We start from the raw sequence: 18,442 nt of genomic DNA, 5'->3' as shown, positions 1-18,442 counted from the left end.
CCATGGCAACGATGGAAGTAATTCTCGCAACAAAAATTGAAGGACTCGGCGCGGAAGCCGACCTGGTGACCGTTAAGGCTGGCTATGGCCGCAACTACCTCATCCCCCAGGGTCTCGCCCACGAAGCAACGGCCTCCAACCGCCGTTTCATCGCCAATCTTCAGGCCGCCCGCGCCAAGCGTGAAGCGGAAGAACTCAGCGCCGCCCAGGAAGTGGCCGCCAAAATCAACGGATTGACCGTAGACCTTACCCTTGAAGTGGGCCAGGGCGGCAAGGCGTTCGGCGCCATCACCAACCAGAACATTCACGATGCCCTGACCGCTCAGGGAGTGGAAGTGGACCGCCGCGCGATTGAGCTTGAAAAGCCGATCAAGAGCGAAGGCGAACACGAAGTCGCCATCAAGGTGCATCCCCAGGTGGAAGCCACGCTCAAGGTGGTCGTCAAGGAAAACGCCTAAGCGGCGCGCATCCCTTTCTTTTTTCCGGCAGGCCCGGTTCCCACCTTGGGAACCGGGCCTCTTTTTGTCACCCTTTTTACTTCCCTTCCCTGTACAAACAAGGCATCATGCCCGCGTTGGGTGTCACTCGACATCATGCACGGCATCGTTCCATCCCCCACCGAAATCAACGGCATGATTCGACTCTATCGTCAAACCCCGGAAGGCATTGAGCGCACCACCCAGGTGGATGCGGCTGAACAGAACTTGGACTCCGTCTTCTGGATTGACCTCCTTACCCCTGAACCGGCGGAAATCAAGTTTGTGGAACGCCTCTGCGGTCTGGAGATGCCCACCTACGACGAGATGAGGGAAATTGAGGCCACCAGCCGCCTGTACACGGAAGACGGCGCCCGCTTCATGACCACCACGGTCCTCAGCCGCGTGGATACGGAATCCCCCTCCCTGTCGGAAATCACCTTCGTCCTCATGGGGGCCAAGATCATCACCATCCGCCATTCGGACTCCTATTCCTTCCGCGTCTTCTCCCACCAGCTCCTGCGCCAGAAGCAGATCAGCCGGGACCAGGTTTTCACCGGACTGCTGGAAACCATCGTGGACCGCCAGGCGGACGTCCTGGAACGCTTCGGCGCGGAACTGGACCGCCTTTCCAAAAACATCTTCCGCAGGGACGAGCCGGAAGGCAAGGCCAGCAAGCGCGTGCCCGTCTCCAGCGCCCTGCGCCTCACGCTCCAGGACCTGGGCCGCGTGGGGGACCTGCTCACCCGCCAGCGGGACTGCCTGGTCAACCTTCTGCGCCTGCTCACGTACGCCAGCAATGAAGAGGCCCTGGACGACACCAACTCCACCCTGTACATCAAGCTGCGCCCCCTGAGCCGCGACGTTACGTCCCTCTCGGAATACGCCAACTTTCTTTCTAGCAACGTGAACTTCATGCTGGACGCCGTTCTGGGCCTCATCAACATCGAGCAGAACGAAATCGTCAAAATCTTCACCGTGGCGGCCGTGGTCTTCATGCCCCCCACCCTCATCGCCAGCATCTACGGAATGAACTTCTCCCACATGCCCGGCCTGGAAAACGAATACGGCTATTACATCTCCCTGGTCGTCATGCTCGTTTCCATCATTCTTCCCCTGGTTTATTTCAGGAGCAGGCGCCTGCTTTGAACGGCCCCTGCCGCGGACTCCCTCCCTCTCTTTTTGTCAACCACTCCTACCGTTTCATGATTGATATGGACTCCAAAATCACCCGCCTGATTGAACAGGCCTCCGTCATTGTCGGCGCCCTCCCCTACCTCCAGGCCTACCGGGACAAGACATTCCTCATCAAATTCGGCGGCAGCGCCATGGACGACGCCCGCCTGGTCAAGAAGCTCATGCGCGACATCGTTCTGCTGGAAGTCCTGGGCTTCAACCCCGTGATCGTCCACGGCGGCGGCAAGGCCATCTCCAAGGCCATGGCGGAAGCCGGGCTGGAGGCCCGCTTCATCAACGGTCTGCGCGTCACGACGCCGGAAGCCATTTCCATCGTGGAACGCACCCTCTCCGGAACCATCAATCCCGGCCTCGTCCAGATGTTCCGCGACTACGGAGGCAAGGGCGTAGGCATTCCCGGCACGGAAATCTTCGTGGGGGAACGCATCCAGGAGAAGGACGAACAGGGCAACCCCGTGGACATCGGTGAAGTAGGTAACGTCATCGGCTGCCTGACAGACCGCATCACGGAAGCGCTGGAACTCCAGATCACCCCCATCGTCTCCCCCCTGGCGAAAGAGCTGGGCACCCACAAGCCGCTCAACGTGAACGCGGACCTGGCGGCGGCGGCCCTTGCCAAGGAGCTCAAGCCGGTCAAGCTTATCTACATTTCCGACGTTCCCGGCATCATGAAGGACCCCGCGGACCCGTCCACCCTCATCAAATCCGTCACGCGCACGGAAGCCCTGGACCTCATTGAAGACGGCACCGTTTCCGGCGGCATGATTCCCAAAATCCACTCCGCCATTGACGCCCTGAACGCGGGCGTGCGCAAGGTGCACTTCATTGACGGACGCCTGCCCCATACCCTGCTGCTGGAAATCTTCACTCCGGACGGCATCGGTACGGAAGTCATCAGGGAACAGCGCTGACCACCCTCCGCCATGCGCCTTTTCCTCCTTCTTCCGGCCCTCTCCCTGGCGGCGGCCTCCTGCTCCATGCAGCCCACTCCGTCCAGCCTTTCCGGCTCCTGGACCCAGCCCGTCCCCGGACAGCCGGGGCACGTGCAGGGAATGCAGCTCCTGCCGGACGGCAGGGCGAGATCCATCAACATGCGCACGCTTCTCTACCGGAGCTGGCAACTGGACGGCAAGCGCCTGACCCTGACGGGGAAAAGCATAGGCAACGGGAACTCCTCCCTCTTCACCACAACCTCCACCATTGACAGACTCAGCAGAACTACGCTGATTCTGAACACGGACGGAAACCGGGAGGCCTACACCCGCACGCCGGACGCGGCCGGAAGGTAAGCATCCCGGCGCCTTCCGCTATTCATCCTCCAGAAGGGACTTGTTGGCCGCTTTCGCCAGCTCGCAATTCGGGCATTTGTCAATCAGGCGGTCCATCAGGGCTTCAATGCGGGCGTCCTTCGCCATCAACTGCTCATCCTTCTTCTTAAGCAGGTTCAGCGTATAATTCACGGCAATCGTCAGAACGCCCAGGCCGCCGATGGCTCCGGCGGAAGATACGGCCGTATCTGCGGAAATATTGCCCAGGATCGTCGTGCACCCGCCTATGGAAAACAAGCACTTAGCTATGGAAAAATTCATCATGGGTTCCGTCTAGCAAACCGCTTCCCCGTCTGCATCACGCCCAATCCGTCCACATCCGCCGCGCGGCACGCCTGGGCGGCACGGCGCGGCAGCCAAATTCCCGCCGGATACACTCGGAGAAAACGCGCTCCCCCTCCCCCGGAAAGGCGCTATTGCCGGGGAACACGGTCCACCGGACCCGCGCCGGGAGCAAGGCCACGCGGCGCGGGAAAAATACTTATACCCGTTGCCGCATTTCCTTCTTCGGCTTTGCGGTGTTTGTGCTAAAGTGGCGCCAATCTGCCCGGTCCGGGGCTCTTACCAATACTTCACTTCATCCAATAGAAAGACACAAACATCATGCATATGGCGGACGGCTTCATTTCACCGGCGGTAGGCTGCACCATGTGGGCGGCTTCCGCCGCGATCACGGCGCTCTGCGCGCGCAAGGTCAGGCAGGAAAAGGAAGTGCGGCTCGTCCCGCTCATGGGCGTTCTGGGAGCCTTCATCTTCGCCTGCCAGATGCTGAACTTCACCATTCCGGGCACCGGGTCCAGCGGCCATCTGGGCGGCGGCCTCATCCTGGCGGTCCTGCTGGGGCCGTATGCAGGCTTCCTGGTCATGGCGGCCATCCTGGCGGTGCAGGCGCTTTTCTTTGCGGACGGGGGGCTGCTGGCCCTGGGCTGCAACATCTTCAACATGGGCTTCTTCTCCTGCCTGGTAGCCTACCCCTTCATTTACAGGCCCCTGGCCGGGAAAAACCCCGGCACGGGCCGAATCACGCTGGCCAGCATCACCGCCGCCGTCATCGGGCTCCAGCTGGGGGCCTTCTCCGTCGTGCTGGAAACGACGGCCTCCGGCATCTCCGCGCTGCCCTTCGCCCAGTTCGTGGAACTGATGCTTCCCATCCATCTGGCCATCGGCGTGGTGGAAGGACTCGCCACGGCGGCCATCGTCATCTTCATCAGCCGGGCCCAGCCCTCCCTGTTGCGCCCGGCTGATCTGGAAACCGGCCCCGTCAAAAAAGCCTCCTTCACCGTTCTGGGCATCTTTGCGGTAGCGGCCCTGCTCTGCGGGGCGGCCCTTTCCTGGTTCGCCTCCGCCTACCCGGACGGCCTGGAATGGTCCGTGGCCGGCGTCACCGGGTCGGAAGAAACCAGCCTGGCGGAGCCTTCCTCCCTCCACCGCAGCCTGGAATCCGTACAGGCATCCACCGCCATCATGCCGGACTACGCCCTCCCCGCCGCGGAGGAAACAGCCTCCTCCGGAGAGACGGAGGGAGCCTCCTCCATCGTCAACCCTGAAACCAGCCTGGCCGGCGTGCTGGGGAGCGTCATCATTGCCGCCCTGGTCTTTGCGGCCGGCTACCTGTTCGGCAGAAAACCGCACAGCCACTGCCCCCGCTGACCCCCCATGCCCCTGTTCACGGACGCCGCGCGGCAATTCCGCCAGATGGACCGGTTTTCCTGCGGAAACACCGGATTCCACCGTCTGGACGCTCGTATTAAAATAGGGGCCTTCCTCGTTTTTCAAATCTGCGTGCTCTCCTGGCCGCCGCAGGAAATCACGGGGCTGCTGCCCTTCTTCCTGTTCCCGGTCTGCGTCATCCGCATGGCGGGGCTCCCCCTGGGCTACCTGCTGAAGCGCACCCTGTGGCTGCTGCCCGTCGCCGTCATGATCGGCATCTTCAATCCGCTGGTGGACAGGACGCCGGCGGGAGAATGGTTCGGCATTCCCGTCACACAGGGCATCATCTCCTTCATCTCCATCATCCTGCGGTGCATGCTCACCATCCTGGGAGCCTTCACGCTGCTGGCCTCCACGGGCTTCGCTCCGCTCTGCCGGGGCCTGAGGCAGCTCGGCGCGCCGCGCATCCTGATCACGCTCCTGGCCTTCCTGTACCGGTACGCCTTCATCCTGATGGATGAATTCCAGAACATGCTGATGGCGTTCCGCTCCCGGCGGGGAGGCTCCGGCTCCGTCCCCCTCTCCACCTGGGGGGCCATGACCGGCCAGCTCCTGCTGCGCACCTTCGGGCGCGCGGAACGCATTTACCAGGCCGTCCTGTGCCGGGGAGGGGAAGACCCTGAATTCGTCAGCGCCCCCGGCGTCATCACCATGCGCGGCGTGGCGGGCGGCATTCTCTTCTGCGCCCTCGTCATCCTGTTCCGCTGCTTTAACGTCACCATGCTGGCGGGCCAGTGCGCCCGCAGCCTCCTCTCATGAGCCACCACCTTGTAGAAACCATCGACCTGTGCTTCAGCTACCCGGATTCTCCTCCGGCGCTGAACCGCGTCTCCCTGCGCATCACCCACGGGGAATCCGTTGCCGTCGTGGGCGGGAACGGAGCGGGAAAATCCACCCTGCTCCTGCACCTCAACGGCCTGCTGGAGCCCTCCTCCGGACAGGTGCGGGTAGGGGACATCCCCGTCACGCCCAAAACCGTCGCCCGCGTCCGGGAAAGCGTGGGAATGGTATTCCAGCAGGCGGACGACCAGCTTTTCATGCCTACCGTCCGGGAGGACGTGGCCTTCGGCCCGCTCAACATGGGCCTCCCTCCGGAAGAAGTCAGCCGCCGCGTGCGGCAGGCCCTGCGGGACGTCCATGCGGAAGCCCTGGCGGACAAGATGACCCACCACCTTTCCGGCGGGGAAAAACGCGCCGTCTCCATCGCCACCGTCCTCTCCATGACCCCGGACATCCTGGTTCTGGACGAACCCAGCGCGAACCTGGACCCGGCCTCCCGCCGCACCCTCATCAGCCTCCTGCGCCAATTCTCCCATACCAAAATCATCGCCACCCATGACCTGGACATGGTCATGGACCTGTGCACCCGCTGCATCGTGATGAAGGACGGCTCCATTCTGGCGGACGCGCCCGTTCCGGACATTTTCGCCGACTGCGCTTTGCTGGAAGAAGCGCGCCTGGAACAACCCCTCAGCTACCGCCTGATGCAGTACGGCAGGGAGAAGGAGAACTCCGGCCAATTTTAAGGAGGAAAAACTCCTTACACAAACTCCAGACGGGCATCCGGCAGGGACTTGATGAACCGCGCCCCGTACCTCTTGGTGGCTACGCGGGGGTCCAGGATCACCACCATGCCGGAATCGCTTTTCGTGCGGATCAGCCTCCCCACCCCCTGCCGCAGCTTCAGAATGGCTACGGGCACGGAATACTCGTAAAACGGATTCCCCCCGCGCGCCCTGATGCTCTCAAAGCGGGATTCCACCAGCGGGTGGTCCGGCACCTCAAACGGCAGGCGCGTCACGATCACGTTGGAAAGAGCCTCCCCGGGCACGTCCACCCCGGTCCAGAAACTGTCCGTGCCGAAGAGCACGCTGTTCACATCCTTCCGGAACGCCTCCAGCATGGCATGCCGCTGCATGTCCTGCCCCTGCACGTACAAGGTCCATCCCTGTTCCTCACAGAACGGGCGCACCTTTTCCGCCACCTGCACCATCAGCCGGTAGCTGGTGAACAGCACGAAGGCCCTGCCGCGGGATTCCGCCAGATACCTTTTAATCCACTCCGGCAGCACTTCCGCATACTCCGGCTGGTCCGGCTCCGGCATGGAGCGGGCCACGATCAGCCTCATCTGCTCCCGGTAATTGAACGGACTGCCTATCTGGAGCTTCCGGACGCTTTCCGCACCCACGCGCCCCGCAAAGTAGCCCATGTCCGCATCCCCCGTCCCCAGCGTAGCGGAGGTCAGAATGGCGGAACGCCCGGCGGAAAACAGGCGCTCCCTCAGGATATCGCCCACCTCCACGGGGGCGGAGCACACGCTCATGTTCCTTCCCTCCGGACCGGACCGCTCCGCCCAGTACACGTGCCCCTCCTCCGTCATGTCCATCAGCACCTTCAGGGAGGCCTGCGCCTCCTCCATGCGGGCGGCCATGTCCGCCAGCTCGTCCTTCACGGCCACGTTTTCCTCCTGCTTCGCGCCCTCCCTCTTCAATTCTCCGATCAATTCCGCCAGAGGCAGGGAAAGAATGTCCTGGGACCATTCCGGCTGGAGAATGCGGACAATCTTGCCGGAGCCCGCAAACCCCAGGTCATCCCGCGCATTCTGGAAAAACAGGCCTGAAGCGTCAATCACGTCCTGCACCCGCTGGAACAGGGCCGGATTGTTCAGCGGTTTCAGCAGGCCCTTGTGCGTGCGCGGATTGAACATCCGCAGCAGTTCATAATTGAGATGCGGTTCCGAGAGCTGCACGCCCAGCTGCCGGGCGGCGATGTTCTCAATCATGTGGGCCTCATCCAGAACCACGAAATCCCCGGGAAAAACGAACCCCGCCTCCTCGGAATCCTCCGCCTGGGCCATCAGGCCGAAAAACAGGGTATGGTTCAGCACCACCACCTTGGCCTCCAGCACCCTCTTGCGGGCCACCTGGTACGGACAGGAGGGGCCGCAATGGCGCATGCTGCACGCATGCGGTTCACTGCACACCATGGCCCATACCTTGGGAGACGGACGGAACGCCATGTCGCTCAGGGTGCCGTCCTGCGTTCTCAGCGCCCAGTCCTGAATCCGCGTCAGCTCCGCGGCTTCCCCCTGCGTAAACAGGGAATCCATCTGGGCCAGCGCGCGCCGCAGGCGGGTATGGCACAGGTAATTCTGCCTGCCTTTCAGCAGGGCGGCGGAAAAATCAATCCCCAGGGCGGCGCGCAGCAGCGGAATATCCTTGTTGAACAACTGCTCCTGCAAATTGATGGTATGCGTGGAAATGACCGCTTTCCGGTCAAAATCCAGCGCAAACTTCACGGCCGGCAGCAGATAGCCCAGGGACTTGCCTACGCCCGTTCCGGCCTCCACCAGCAGCGGGGCGTCCACCTGGAGAGCTCTCGCCACGGCCAGGGCCATATTCTGCTGCTCCGCCCGGTATTCAAAATCCCTGGCGCGGGAGAACAACCCGTCCGGGGCAAATGCCCGGTGGACATAAGCCTCAAAGGCGCTAACGCCTTCCACGTCATCTGCCCCGGCGCCATTCATACGGGAACGCTCCCCTACTGGCCCACGGGAAGCTGGCGGGAGGAAACCGGCGGCAGATTCACCTTTTCCGGCAGGTCATAGAACATGGAGCGCAGGGCATTCGCATTCATCTTGGAAGCATCAATGAACGTCCAGGGCCCCTTGTCCTTCAAATCCTTCACCAGCACCAGAACGCCTGTATTCTCTATCTTTACAGGCATCCCGTCCGGACGCTTCATGGAAATGACCATCCGCGTGGGGAGCACCACCAGCACCTCGTCTCCATTCTTCACCAGATGTTCCGCCGTAGGCTGGCCTATTTCATACGTCTCCACCACCATGCCGCGCTCTTTCATCACGGCGGCGGCTCCCTGCATCTTTTCCCTCATGGTCTTCATGAAGGCGGCCTCCCCTCCCGGGAAGGAAGAAACAAGCTGCTTCTTCATGGGAGCGTACATCTTCTCAATCATCCACATCATGTCCCCCGTTTTCACCGCTCCGGAAAGCTCCCGGGCGGCCTGGACGGCGCTGTCTCCGTATTCACCGGCCTGGACGGCGCACGCAGCCGCCACCATCACACCTGCAAACAAACTCTTAATCATGGACGGAGTGTAACGGCATGCATCCCCCGCAGTCAAGGCAAGGCCTCCTGCACAACCATGTTTTTACCGGGCGCCCTCCCGCATCACAAGCCCGGACCACATCCACAGCGTGGGGTCCAGTTCCCGCGCGGCGTCCTCCATCAGCGTGCGGGCCGCTTCTTCATCCTCCGCCACGGCGAACATGGTGGAGCCGGAGCCGGACATCATGGCGCCGCGCACGCCGGGCCTCTCCAGCAGCCATCGCTTCATCTCCGCCAGGAACAAATGCTTCTCAAACACGGGCCTTTCCAGATCATTCACCAGCACATGGCCGTCCACCCGCTGCTCCCCGTACGGTATGCCCGGCAATTCCCGTGAACCCGCCCAGCGGCGGTAGGCGTCCGGCGTGGAAACGCCGAACGACGGCTTCAGCAGAACGATCCGGGGGCGCCATTCCCTCCATTCCGGCAGGGGCTCCACCTTTTCCCCGCGTCCGGTGCAGCGGCACGCCATTCCATAAATGAAAAATCCCACATCGGAACCGATCTCCCCGGCCAGCTCCGCCAGACGCCTCCGGGACAGGCCGCCGTGTTCCAGCTCATTCAGGGCGGACAGCACGCACGCGGCGTCGCTGCTGCCGCCGCCCAGCCCCGCGCCATGGGGCACGTTCTTGACCAGGCGCACATGCCACGGCATGGGCCGTCCCAGCTCCCGCTCCATCAGCCGCCCCGCCTTCATGACCAGGTTGCTTTCATCCAGCGGAACTCCCGGAGCGTCGCAGCTCATTTCCAGGCCGTCCGCCGGGAAAAACTCCAGCACGTCGCACAATTCCAGGGGAACCATCACGGTATCCACTTCATGGAAACCGTCCGCCCTCTTTCCCAGAACGCGGAGGGAAACGTTCACCTTGCACGGAGCCTTGCAACTGATCATACGCCATGGATTCCACCAAGGGATGGCCTCCGGGTCAAGCCCCCATTGGGCGCAAATGGACGGGCACGCATTTTTTCTTCGCAAATTCCGGGGGCTCCGCTATAATAGGCGCGACCCCGCTGCACATGGCCTACGACGAAAACAGCATTAAAACCCTGGACTGGAGGGAGCATATCCGCATGCGTCCGGGGATGTACATCGGCAAACTGGGCGACGGAACCTCTCCGGATGACGGCATTTACGTCCTGCTGAAGGAAGTCATTGACAACTCGATTGACGAATTCGTCATGGGCTTCGGCAAAAAAATCACCATTGACGTGACTCCGGACGGCCTGTGCGAGGTGCGCGACTTCGGACGCGGCATTCCGCTGGGAAAACTGCTGGACTGCGCCGCGAAAATCAATACCGGAGCCAAGTACGACAGCGACGCCTTCAAGAAATCCGTAGGGCTCAACGGCGTAGGCATCAAGGCGGTGAACGCCCTTTCCGACTTTTTTGAAATCCAGGCCTACCGCGACGGGGAAACGCGCTCCTACCAGTTCTGCCGCGGGAAGGAACTCCCCAAAGGACGGAAGGACGGCGCCACGGAGGAGCCCAACGGCACCCGCACGGCGTTCCACGCAGACCCGGACATTTTCCCCGTAACCACGCAGTTCCGTCCGGAATACATTGAAAAAATGTGCCGGTACTACTCCTACCTCAACAAGGGGCTGGCCCTGCACTTCAACGGACGCCGCTACGTCTCCAAAAACGGCCTGCTGGACCTGCTTACGGAGGCAATGAGCGAGGAACCGCTGTACCCCATCATCCATCTGGAAGGGCACGACATCGAGGTGGCCTTCACCCATGGCGGCCAGTATGGGGAGGAGCACTACTCCTTCGTCAACGGGCAGCACACCACGCAGGGGGGCACCCACCAGGCGGCCTTCCGGGAGGCCATCGTCAAAACCCTGAGGGACTTTTTCAAGAAAAACTATGAGGCCGGGGACATCCGTTCCTCCCTCGTGGCCGCCATCTCCATCAAGGTAAAGGAACCCGTCTTCGAATCCCAGACCAAGACCAAGCTGGGATCCAATACCATCAGCCCGGAAGGGGAAACCATCCGCACCTTCGTAGGCAACTTCATCGCCAGGGAGCTGGACAACTACCTGCACAAAAACCCGGAGACGGCCAAAGCCCTGGAAGCCAAGATCAAAGACTCCGAGCGGGACCGCAAGGAACTCTCCGGCATCCAGAAGCTGGCGAAGGAAAACGCCCGCAAGGCCAAAATCCACAACAAGAACCTCCGGGACTGCCGCGTGCACTACAACTCAAAGCACGCCCGCGCGGGGGAAACCACCCTCTTCATCACGGAAGGCATCTCCGCCTCCGGCTCCATCACCACGGCGCGGGATGCGGAAATCCAGGCGGTCTTCTCCCTGCGCGGCAAGCCGCTGAACTCCTTCGGCATGAGCCGCAAGGTCGTCTATGAAAACGAGGAATTCAACTTCCTCCAGCACGCCCTGAACATTGAAAACGGGCTGGAAGACCTGCGCTACGACAAAGTGGTCATCGCCACGGACGCCGATGACGACGGCATGCACATCCGCATCCTGCTGATGACCTTCTTCATCCAGTTCTTCCCGGAGCTGATCCGGGAGGGCCACCTCTTCATCCTCCAAACTCCCCTCTTCCGCGTGCGCAACAAGCAGCAGACCATCTACTGCTACTCGGACGCGGAGCGGGAAGCGGCCATCGCCCTGCTGGGCAAAAACCCGGAAATAACGCGGTTCAAGGGCCTGGGCGAAATCTCCCCCCAGGAATTCAAGGCCTTCATCGGGGAAGGAATGCGCCTGGACCGCGTTCGCCTGGAAGACTCACACAAGGTGAAGGACCTGCTCTCCTTCTACATGGGCAAAAACACTAGGGAAAGACAGGAATACATCCTGAAAAACTTGCGTGTTGAACTGGACCCGGTCATGGACTAGAGTAGCGGAGCCACATCTATCTATGCTTACCATTCCCAAGGAAAAACTGCCGGTTCATATTGCCTGCATCATGGACGGCAACGGCCGCTGGGCGCACAGCCGCCATCTGCCGCGCCAGGCCGGCCACCGGGCGGGAGCGGATACGGTGGAGCGCTGTGTGGACTTCTGCATTGACCATGATATTCCCTGGCTCACGCTTTACGCCTTCTCCTCGGAAAACTGGAACCGCCCCAAGACGGAGGTGCACGCGCTGATGCTGCTGCTGCACGAATTCCTGAAAAAACGCCTCAGCCAGATGCAGGAAAAAGGCGTGCGCCTTCACGCCATAGGCGACCTTTCACGCCTTCCCAAGCGAACCCAGAAACTGCTGCAATCCAGCCTGGAAGCCACGGCGGGAAATACCAGGCTCAACCTGGTTCTGGCCCTCTCCTACGGCAGCAGGGCGGAAATTGCCGCCGCCGCCAGAAAAATCGCGGAGAAAGCCTCCCGCGGGGAACTCCACCCGGACGCCGTCACGGAAGACCTCTTCAACCAGCATCTGGATACTGCCGGCATGCCGGAACCGGACCTGCTCATCCGCACCTCCGGGGAAATGCGCGTCTCCAACTTCCTGCTGTGGCAGATCAGCTATGCGGAACTCTATGTAACAGAAACGCTGTGGCCGGACTTCAGCGACCGTGACATGGAAGCGGCGCTGCTGGACTACTCCCGCAGAAAACGCCGCTTCGGCGCACTTTGACCCCTTTTTTAAACCACATTCCTACGGAATCGCCATGAACCAATACGCTCTCATTCTGGCCGGCGGCAGCGGCACCCGTTTCTGGCCCCTCTCCCGCGACCACCGTCCCAAGCAGCTCCTGAACATGTTCGGGGAAGGCACCCTCCTCCGCCAGGCCATCGACAGGCTGGACGGCCTAGTGCCCCGGCAGAACATCTTCATCCTGACCAACCACCTGCAGGAGGCGGAAGTCCGCCGCCAGGCCCACGACATCCCCGTGGACAACATCATCTCCGAACCCGTGCGCCGGGACACGGCGCCCGCCATCGCCCTGGGCATAGGCCTCATCAAGGCGGCGGACCCGCACGGGGTCATGCTCGTCATCCCTTCCGACCAGCTCATCCAGGACCAGGCGTCCTTCCGCTCCCTGATGAAAGCCGCCATGGACACGGCGGCGCGGGAAAAGGCGCTCGTCACCGTGGGCATCAAGCCCACCTGGCCCTGCCCCTCCTACGGCTACATCGAACGCGGGAAGGAAATCGTTTCCGCACTGGGCTGCTCCTGCCGCGAAGTCATCCAATTCCGGGAAAAGCCTGACACGGCCACGGCCGCCGCCTACCTGAGCCAGGGCAACTTCTGCTGGAACGCCGGCATGTTCGTCTGGAGCATTCCAACCGTGTGCGAACAGCTTGACAAGCACTGCCCGGAGCTGGCCTCCTTCGTGGAGCACATCGCGGAATCCCCGGACCCGCAGGAAACCATCCGGGAGGAATTCCCGGCGCTCACGCCCATCTCCATCGACTTCGCGCTGATGGAAAACGCGGACCGGGTGCTGAACATTGAAGCCACCTTTGACTGGGACGACGTAGGCTCCTGGATATCCGTAGCCAACTATCTGGAAACCCACAACAAAAACACCACCAATACGGACATCACCGTGCAGGACGCCTCCGGCAACATCGTCTTCTCCCAGCGGGGGGACAAGCACGTGGCCCTGCTGGGCGTGGAAAACCTGATCGTGGTGGAAACGGCGGACGCCATCCTGATTGCGGATAAAAACAAGGCGGACGAAATTAAAAAAATCGTCAACCAGCTTCCGGACGAACTCAGATGACCAGCCAGCATCCGGCCCTGGGCATTGACTACGGAGAAGCCCGAATCGGCATCGCCGCCACAGACCCCGTGGGCATCATGGCGCACCCTGTGGAAACCATCCACAGGCACAAAACGGACGGCGTCACCCGCATCGTCCAGCTCGTCCAGGAGCGGGGGATACGCACCCTGGTGCTGGGCATCCCTGTCCGCATGGACGGCACGGAAGGAACCGCCGCCGCCAGGGTGCGCGCGTTCGGCAGGGAACTGGCCGCCGCCCTTCCCGGCCTTCCCATGGTATTCATGGATGAATGCCTCACCACCGTCATCGCCCAGGAAAAACTGCACGCCGCCGGCAAAAAGGAGAAAAGCTTCCGCCCCATCATCGACCAGGTGGCCGCCGTGGAAATCCTCAACACGTGGCTTGATTCCACGCTTGGCTGAAACGGCAAACGGCGCCGTGCCGCGGCGCAATCCCTGCTTTACGCGCCTACGGAACTCCGCACTTCCCTCTTCCTCAGCAGGACCGTTCCGCCGGCAAGCAGAAACGCCATCAGCCACAGGGCCCGGCGCGTTTCCGGCCACCAGATGAAGCTGTCCGCCACACGGGCGTCTTCCGGGCGTTCCGGCGGGTAGCAGACCGTCACCCGGTCCCCCCTGGAATAGGAAGACCAGAAAAGAAAAGCGGGGGACTGGAATACTACTTCCCCCTCCCCGGTCTGCGGCAGGAACCGCACTTCCGGCGCCCAGACGTCCAGAGAGGGACCGGACGTCCCCATGGCCCGCGAACGGCTCCACAACTTCACCGTATCCTCCGTGATGTTCCGCACCGTCCCCTCCGTACACAGCCCCTCCCGGGCAAAGCGGCTCTTTTCCAGAAAAAAATCACCGGCCTGCCATATGGAATAAAGGCTCAGCCCCGCCATCACCCAGGCCAGCAGCCAATACCAACCGAACCACGGAACGCTGAAAAAATCCCTCCAGCGCTCCGCAGCCCGGGAAAACAAAAACTCTCTCCCCTCATGCATCAGGCACGCTCCATGCTCAGCACCACCTTGCCGCTGCGGAACTCTTCCTGGGCCTTCTCCACGGCCCGGCGCACGTCGCTCAACGGATAAACGGTATCCACGGCCTGCTTCAGCCTGCCGTCCGCCATCAGGCGCGCCAGCTTGTCATAAGCGGCCTCAATCTCCGGAACGGGGGCATTCTTGAGCCACTGCGTCACCCACAGGCCTTCCAATTTAATGCCCTTGAAAATCAGGAAACCGTTCGGCACCTTGATGCTCTTCCTGCTCATGGCGCCGTACGTCACCATGCTTCCGCCGGGAGCCAGCATGTCCATCAGACGCAGGGCGCTTTCCCCGCCCACGGCGTTGGAGGCCAGCACGGGCCTCTTTCCGTCCAGCCGGGCCAGGGTATTCTTCACCACATCCTCGTCATCCTCTCCCACTACCAGGTCGGCGCCCAGCGCGGTCAATTCATCTCTCAATTCATCCGGCCTTCTTACAAAATTCACCGTCTTCACGCCCATCTCCCGGGCCAGTTGAATAATGCACCTTCCCACGCCGGAATTGGAGGCGTTCTGCACCACCCAGTCCCCCGGAGTCAGGGAAACGAACCCTTCCAGCATGCGCAGGGCGGTCAGGGGGTTCACCTTCAGCATGGCCGCCTGCACGGGGTCCACCTTCACGGGGAGCTTCATCACGTTCACGGCGGGAACCGCCACATACTCGCTCCAGGAACCCACGCCGCGCAGCAGAATCACTTCATCGTCCTTGCGGAAGCCTTCTGCGCGGGACTCCTGCACCACGCCGCAGCCTTCCAGTCCGGCGCGTGAATGGGGCAGCACGGGCTTCACGCCGTAAACGCCCTGCACAAAATTGATGTCCGCCGGATTGATCGGGGCCGCCTTCATCCGGATCAGCACCTCCCCCTCCGCCGGAACCGGCATGGGACCGGAAACATACTCCAGCACGTCCTGGGGTTTCATGCTGCATTCGGAAAACTCTGCATAATGATTCTCACTCATGCTTTCAATCTCTCACGCCGCCTCCCTCCGTGCAAGCGCCGGATACGTTTTACATGGGCAAACAAGCCATCCGGCAGCGCGCGCCTTTCCCCGGCGCCTGCCCCCCGGCCATGAACGGAGGGAACCAGACCGCAGGAAAGCCCGGCAGCGCTTCCGCCGGGCCGGCACAAATTCCGAGTCTTTTGTTCGGTTGTTCTTGACCTTAGGCGAAAATACGCTAGACTACCTCTCTCGCATTAACAAATAACTTCGATTGCCATGTCCCGAATTTGCATCATCAGAGGTACCATGCCTCACAAAGGTCGTCGTATCCATCGCTCCGGTCTTGCCAAGAAAAAGGGCGGTATTGGTCGTCACGTCACTAAGACTGTCAATCGTACCGTTTTCCCCAACCTTCAGGAAAAGCGCATCTGGGTTCCCGAACTCGGTCAATTCGTGAAAATGAAGATTTCCGCCAAGGCCCTGCGTACGATCAACAAGAACGGTGCTTACAACACTCTTAAAAAGGTAGGTCTCCTGTAAAAAAGATTCTTTTTTTTGAACGTTGTTACACCACTTGAACTCTAAGGCTTCAACGAGGTGAGCAACTGGCAGAAAAAGATGTCCAAAAAGACAAGGGATCATCTGCTTAAGTGAGGCGCCTCCAAGTTGAAGGTTTTATTGAAACATTAATATACCAACGGACGTAAATAAGACGTCCCCTACTGGAAAAAGATCACACAGATGAAAGCCCAAACCAAAATCGCTCTTAGAATTAATGATGACAACCCCAACCATCACCTGTGGAACAACAGGGGGGTTTGGTGGTGCCACGTCACGGTTCACAAGCCTGACTCCACGGCGGAACGCCTGAGATTCTCTCTGAAGACCCGTGACATCGAAAAAGCCCGCGCCCGCCGCGACAAGATTTTCGCCTCCATCCAGCAGCACTTCGGCATCGCCGCTTAAGGAAGCTGTACGGAGAGATTAAGGCAAGTCACATCAATCTCTTTATAAGAACCGTTCCGGTTAACCGGAACGGTTCTTTTTTATGGAAAAAATAAAGACTTTCACTCGGAAAGGGCGGCAGCGGATTTGCCGCAACACAAGCCCCCTGCAAACAAGGCTGAAACAGCCCGTTTCTTAAAGCCGCCGCCCCATCAGGCTATCCTTGCAAAGCCGGCTATCCATTTCACCCTTTATTCCTATAATAATGGACAGGCGGTGAAACGCGGCATTCACGGACCCGCTGGTCGGCAAAAAAGGATGCCGTCCTTGAAAGCATCCATTCCTGCCCCTGCCGTCAATTCTTTTTGCTGAACCGGAACATGGCCGCTCCATGGCTGTTCAACTCCACGGCCATATCTCCCTTCACCGTTCCCTGGTCGGCGCGTTTCCAGAGGTCCCTGGCTTCATACGCGCCGGAGAGCCCCAGCTCCCTCAGGTTCACCTTCACTACGCCCTTCTCTTTCCCGGTATTGAAAAACCCCGCCGCTACGGAACCGTCGGACAACTCCTTCGTCCAGACCTGGAAATCCCCCCGGTGCCACGCCTTGCGGGCGGGACGGGCGGCAGGGTCCTGGTCCACGGCAATCACCTCGTCGTTGGTCAGGAGCCCCATCGTGAATGAATCGATATGCTCCAGGTCACAGGAAATGATGAGCGGGGCGGACAGGAGGCACCACAAGGTCACATGGGTGTACTGTTCATCCGGCGTCAGCTGCGTCTGGACAAACGTGGTATTGGGCTGGTTGGGCTTGCCCAGCTTCCCGATCTGGAGAATGTCCGGATCATTCCAGTGGCCCGGGCGCATGTGCTTCTGCCAGCGTTCCTGGGAAAAGCCGATGCCGCTGACGCTGCCCCAGTGGTCCTGGATATCCCCCGTCGTCCTCCACAAATTGGCCAGCTTCCCCAGCTCTTCCACCTGTTTATACGGGGCGGCATTGGATATGCTGAGCACAATATCCCGCCCGGAATCGTCCAGAGCCTGGCGGATGCGTTCCGTCGTCGGCACGTCATTGGGGTTCCAGTCCACCTTCACGTAATCGAACCCCCAGTCCGCCCATTGCCTGGCGTCACGGTCAAACAGCCAGACGGCGCCTACACGGTCCGCCTTCCTGCGATGCACGCCGGGGTAACTCCCGAAAATTTGATTCTTCTGCTTGCGGTCCTTCTCCGGAATGGCCATTTCCCCGTAATCCGCCTTCGCATTGGGCGAGCTTCCTCCGATGAACCCGGCATACGTCCCCATCCAGGGCGTGGAATAAATGCCCGCCTTCATCCCCATGGCATGAATGGAATCGCACATGGCCTTCATGTCCGGAAAGCGCTTGTTGGGCTGGATGGAGAAATTCCGTCCGCCTCGCTCGCCCTGCCAGCAATCGTCAATATTGATATAGGTCCAGCCATGGTTGACAAGCCCCCGCTCCACAAAAAGCCGGGCCGTCTTCAGCACATTCTCCTGCCCCACGGCCTCACTGTAGGAATACCAGCTGCTCCAACCCATGGGCGGGGTCAGGCACAACTCATCCCCCACCTTCAGAATCCACTCCTTCGCATCTTTTCCATGCCTGTTGGAAGCCTGGATCTTCACCTTGTATTCCCCCTTCTTCGCCGGGGCGGTACCCGTAACCAGCCCGCGCGAATCCATCCTCAGGCCGGAGGGAAGCCCAGCCGCCTGAATCTTCATGGGACGCTCCCCGGAAACGGGAACCTGGAACAGCACCCGCGCGCCGGGAGTGGCGCCAACAATGCGGGCGCCGTTGACGGAGGGGGAAAGCGGGGTTTCAGGAGTCAGGCGCACGCCGGGAGGGGGAGCCGGATAAGGATTCGGGAACTCCGTGCCAAATGAGGAGGATACAGCGGCGCCAAGCACGGCAGGCAGGAAAAAACGGTACAATTTCATAAATGGTCTATGGAGGTGTACC

20 protein-coding genes are annotated in these 18,442 nt (G+C 60.9%); 13 read left to right on the top strand and 7 right to left on the bottom strand.

Annotated features, from left to right (window positions below; all coding sequences use genetic code 11):
• Positions 1-2 precede the first annotated feature (2 nt).
• From rplI to QSJ36_RS11685, 4 genes are all read left to right on the top strand, one after another.
• The gene (gene rplI / locus QSJ36_RS11700) at positions 3-458 is read left to right on the top strand and encodes a 50S ribosomal protein L9 (protein WP_022398118.1); all 456 of its coding nucleotides are present in this window, start codon (positions 3-5) and stop codon (positions 456-458) included.
• A gap of 135 nt (positions 459-593) precedes the next feature.
• Positions 594-1,625, top strand: a complete 1,032-nt coding sequence (locus tag QSJ36_RS11695) for a magnesium transporter CorA family protein (RefSeq protein WP_285468711.1) — start codon at positions 594-596, stop codon at positions 1,623-1,625.
• Between the two features lie 56 nt (positions 1,626-1,681).
• Entirely contained in the window at positions 1,682-2,584 is a 903-nt protein-coding gene (gene argB, locus QSJ36_RS11690) for an acetylglutamate kinase (protein WP_022398120.1), read from the top strand.
• A 12-nt stretch (positions 2,585-2,596) separates the two neighbouring features.
• Positions 2,597-2,962, top strand: coding sequence for a lipocalin family protein (locus tag QSJ36_RS11685; RefSeq protein WP_102721278.1), 366 nt, complete (start codon positions 2,597-2,599; stop codon positions 2,960-2,962).
• 18 nt (positions 2,963-2,980) lie between these two features.
• Here QSJ36_RS11685 and QSJ36_RS11680 read toward each other — a convergent pair whose 3' ends face one another.
• Positions 2,981-3,265 carry a hypothetical protein gene (locus QSJ36_RS11680; protein WP_022398122.1) on the bottom strand — a complete coding sequence of 95 codons (285 nt, stop codon included), beginning with the start codon at positions 3,263-3,265 and terminating at the stop codon, positions 2,981-2,983.
• Positions 3,266-3,604: 339 nt separating this feature from the next.
• Between QSJ36_RS11680 and QSJ36_RS11675 the strand changes: the two genes are divergently transcribed.
• From QSJ36_RS11675 to QSJ36_RS11665, 3 genes are read left to right on the top strand one after another with little or no spacing between them, the layout of a single operon-like run.
• Entirely contained in the window at positions 3,605-4,651 is a 1,047-nt protein-coding gene (locus tag QSJ36_RS11675; RefSeq protein WP_250715904.1) for an energy-coupling factor ABC transporter permease, read from the top strand.
• 6 nt (positions 4,652-4,657) lie between these two features.
• The gene (gene cbiQ, locus QSJ36_RS11670) at positions 4,658-5,470 is read left to right on the top strand and encodes a cobalt ECF transporter T component CbiQ (protein WP_022398124.1); all 813 of its coding nucleotides are present in this window, start codon (positions 4,658-4,660) and stop codon (positions 5,468-5,470) included.
• Positions 5,467-6,237 (top strand): ABC transporter ATP-binding protein, encoded by a 771-nt coding sequence (locus QSJ36_RS11665; protein ID WP_102721275.1) that lies wholly within the window; start codon positions 5,467-5,469, stop codon positions 6,235-6,237. The genes cbiQ and QSJ36_RS11665 overlap by 4 nt, the downstream gene beginning before the upstream one ends.
• A 14-nt stretch (positions 6,238-6,251) precedes the next feature.
• Here QSJ36_RS11665 and QSJ36_RS11660 read toward each other — a convergent pair whose 3' ends face one another.
• From QSJ36_RS11660 to ispE, 3 genes are all read right to left on the bottom strand, one after another.
• Positions 6,252-8,237, bottom strand: coding sequence for a helicase C-terminal domain-containing protein (locus QSJ36_RS11660; RefSeq protein WP_102726500.1), 1,986 nt, complete (start codon positions 8,235-8,237; stop codon positions 6,252-6,254).
• A gap of 14 nt (positions 8,238-8,251) precedes the next feature.
• The gene (locus tag QSJ36_RS11655) at positions 8,252-8,818 is read right to left on the bottom strand and encodes a hypothetical protein (RefSeq protein ID WP_146018182.1); all 567 of its coding nucleotides are present in this window, start codon (positions 8,816-8,818) and stop codon (positions 8,252-8,254) included.
• A 63-nt stretch (positions 8,819-8,881) separates the two neighbouring features.
• Positions 8,882-9,730 (bottom strand): 4-(cytidine 5'-diphospho)-2-C-methyl-D-erythritol kinase, encoded by an 849-nt coding sequence (ispE, locus tag QSJ36_RS11650; protein WP_102730224.1) that lies wholly within the window; start codon positions 9,728-9,730, stop codon positions 8,882-8,884.
• Between the two features lie 125 nt (positions 9,731-9,855).
• On the opposite strand from ispE, the gene QSJ36_RS11645 reads away from it, so the two are divergent.
• The 4 genes from QSJ36_RS11645 to ruvX are packed head-to-tail and all read left to right on the top strand — an operon-like array spanning position 9,856 to position 13,951.
• Positions 9,856-11,697: a DNA topoisomerase IV subunit B gene (locus tag QSJ36_RS11645; RefSeq protein WP_102721328.1), complete on the top strand. Its 1,842-nt coding sequence runs from the start codon at positions 9,856-9,858 to the stop codon at positions 11,695-11,697.
• 22 nt (positions 11,698-11,719) lie between these two features.
• Entirely contained in the window at positions 11,720-12,436 is a 717-nt protein-coding gene (locus tag QSJ36_RS11640) for an isoprenyl transferase (protein WP_102721271.1), read from the top strand.
• A gap of 34 nt (positions 12,437-12,470) precedes the next feature.
• Positions 12,471-13,529 (top strand): mannose-1-phosphate guanylyltransferase, encoded by a 1,059-nt coding sequence (locus QSJ36_RS11635; protein WP_285468710.1) that lies wholly within the window; start codon positions 12,471-12,473, stop codon positions 13,527-13,529.
• A complete protein-coding gene (gene ruvX, locus QSJ36_RS11630) occupies positions 13,526-13,951 on the top strand; it encodes a Holliday junction resolvase RuvX (RefSeq protein ID WP_022398132.1) in 426 nt (141 codons plus the stop codon). Before QSJ36_RS11635 ends, ruvX begins: the two co-directional genes overlap by 4 nt.
• A 38-nt stretch (positions 13,952-13,989) precedes the next feature.
• On the opposite strand, the gene QSJ36_RS11625 is transcribed toward ruvX, so the two are convergent.
• Positions 13,990-14,514: a DUF3592 domain-containing protein gene (locus tag QSJ36_RS11625; protein WP_180971647.1), complete on the bottom strand. Its 525-nt coding sequence runs from the start codon at positions 14,512-14,514 to the stop codon at positions 13,990-13,992.
• A gap of 20 nt (positions 14,515-14,534) precedes the next feature.
• Positions 14,535-15,536 carry a 2-enoyl thioester reductase domain-containing protein gene (locus QSJ36_RS11620; RefSeq protein ID WP_102726503.1) on the bottom strand — a complete coding sequence of 334 codons (1,002 nt, stop codon included), beginning with the start codon at positions 15,534-15,536 and terminating at the stop codon, positions 14,535-14,537.
• Positions 15,537-15,794: 258 nt separating this feature from the next.
• Here QSJ36_RS11620 and rpmB point away from each other — a divergent pair, with 258 nt between their 5' ends.
• Positions 15,795-16,058 (top strand): 50S ribosomal protein L28, encoded by a 264-nt coding sequence (rpmB, locus tag QSJ36_RS11615; protein WP_012420229.1) that lies wholly within the window; start codon positions 15,795-15,797, stop codon positions 16,056-16,058.
• Between the two features lie 201 nt (positions 16,059-16,259).
• Entirely contained in the window at positions 16,260-16,484 is a 225-nt protein-coding gene (locus QSJ36_RS11610; protein ID WP_012420228.1) for a hypothetical protein, read from the top strand.
• 334 nt (positions 16,485-16,818) lie between these two features.
• Here QSJ36_RS11610 and QSJ36_RS11605 read toward each other — a convergent pair whose 3' ends face one another.
• Positions 16,819-18,420, bottom strand: a complete 1,602-nt coding sequence (locus QSJ36_RS11605; protein ID WP_022398135.1) for a glycoside hydrolase family 27 protein — start codon at positions 18,418-18,420, stop codon at positions 16,819-16,821.
• Positions 18,421-18,442 lie beyond the last annotated feature (22 nt).

The sequence above is a fragment of the Akkermansia sp. NBRC 115031 genome (assembly GCF_030268505.1).
Classification (GTDB): domain Bacteria; phylum Verrucomicrobiota; class Verrucomicrobiia; order Verrucomicrobiales; family Akkermansiaceae; genus Akkermansia; species Akkermansia massiliensis.
The sequence above is the reverse complement of the archived record's forward strand: the minus strand, read 5'-3'. Positions and strand labels throughout refer to the sequence as shown.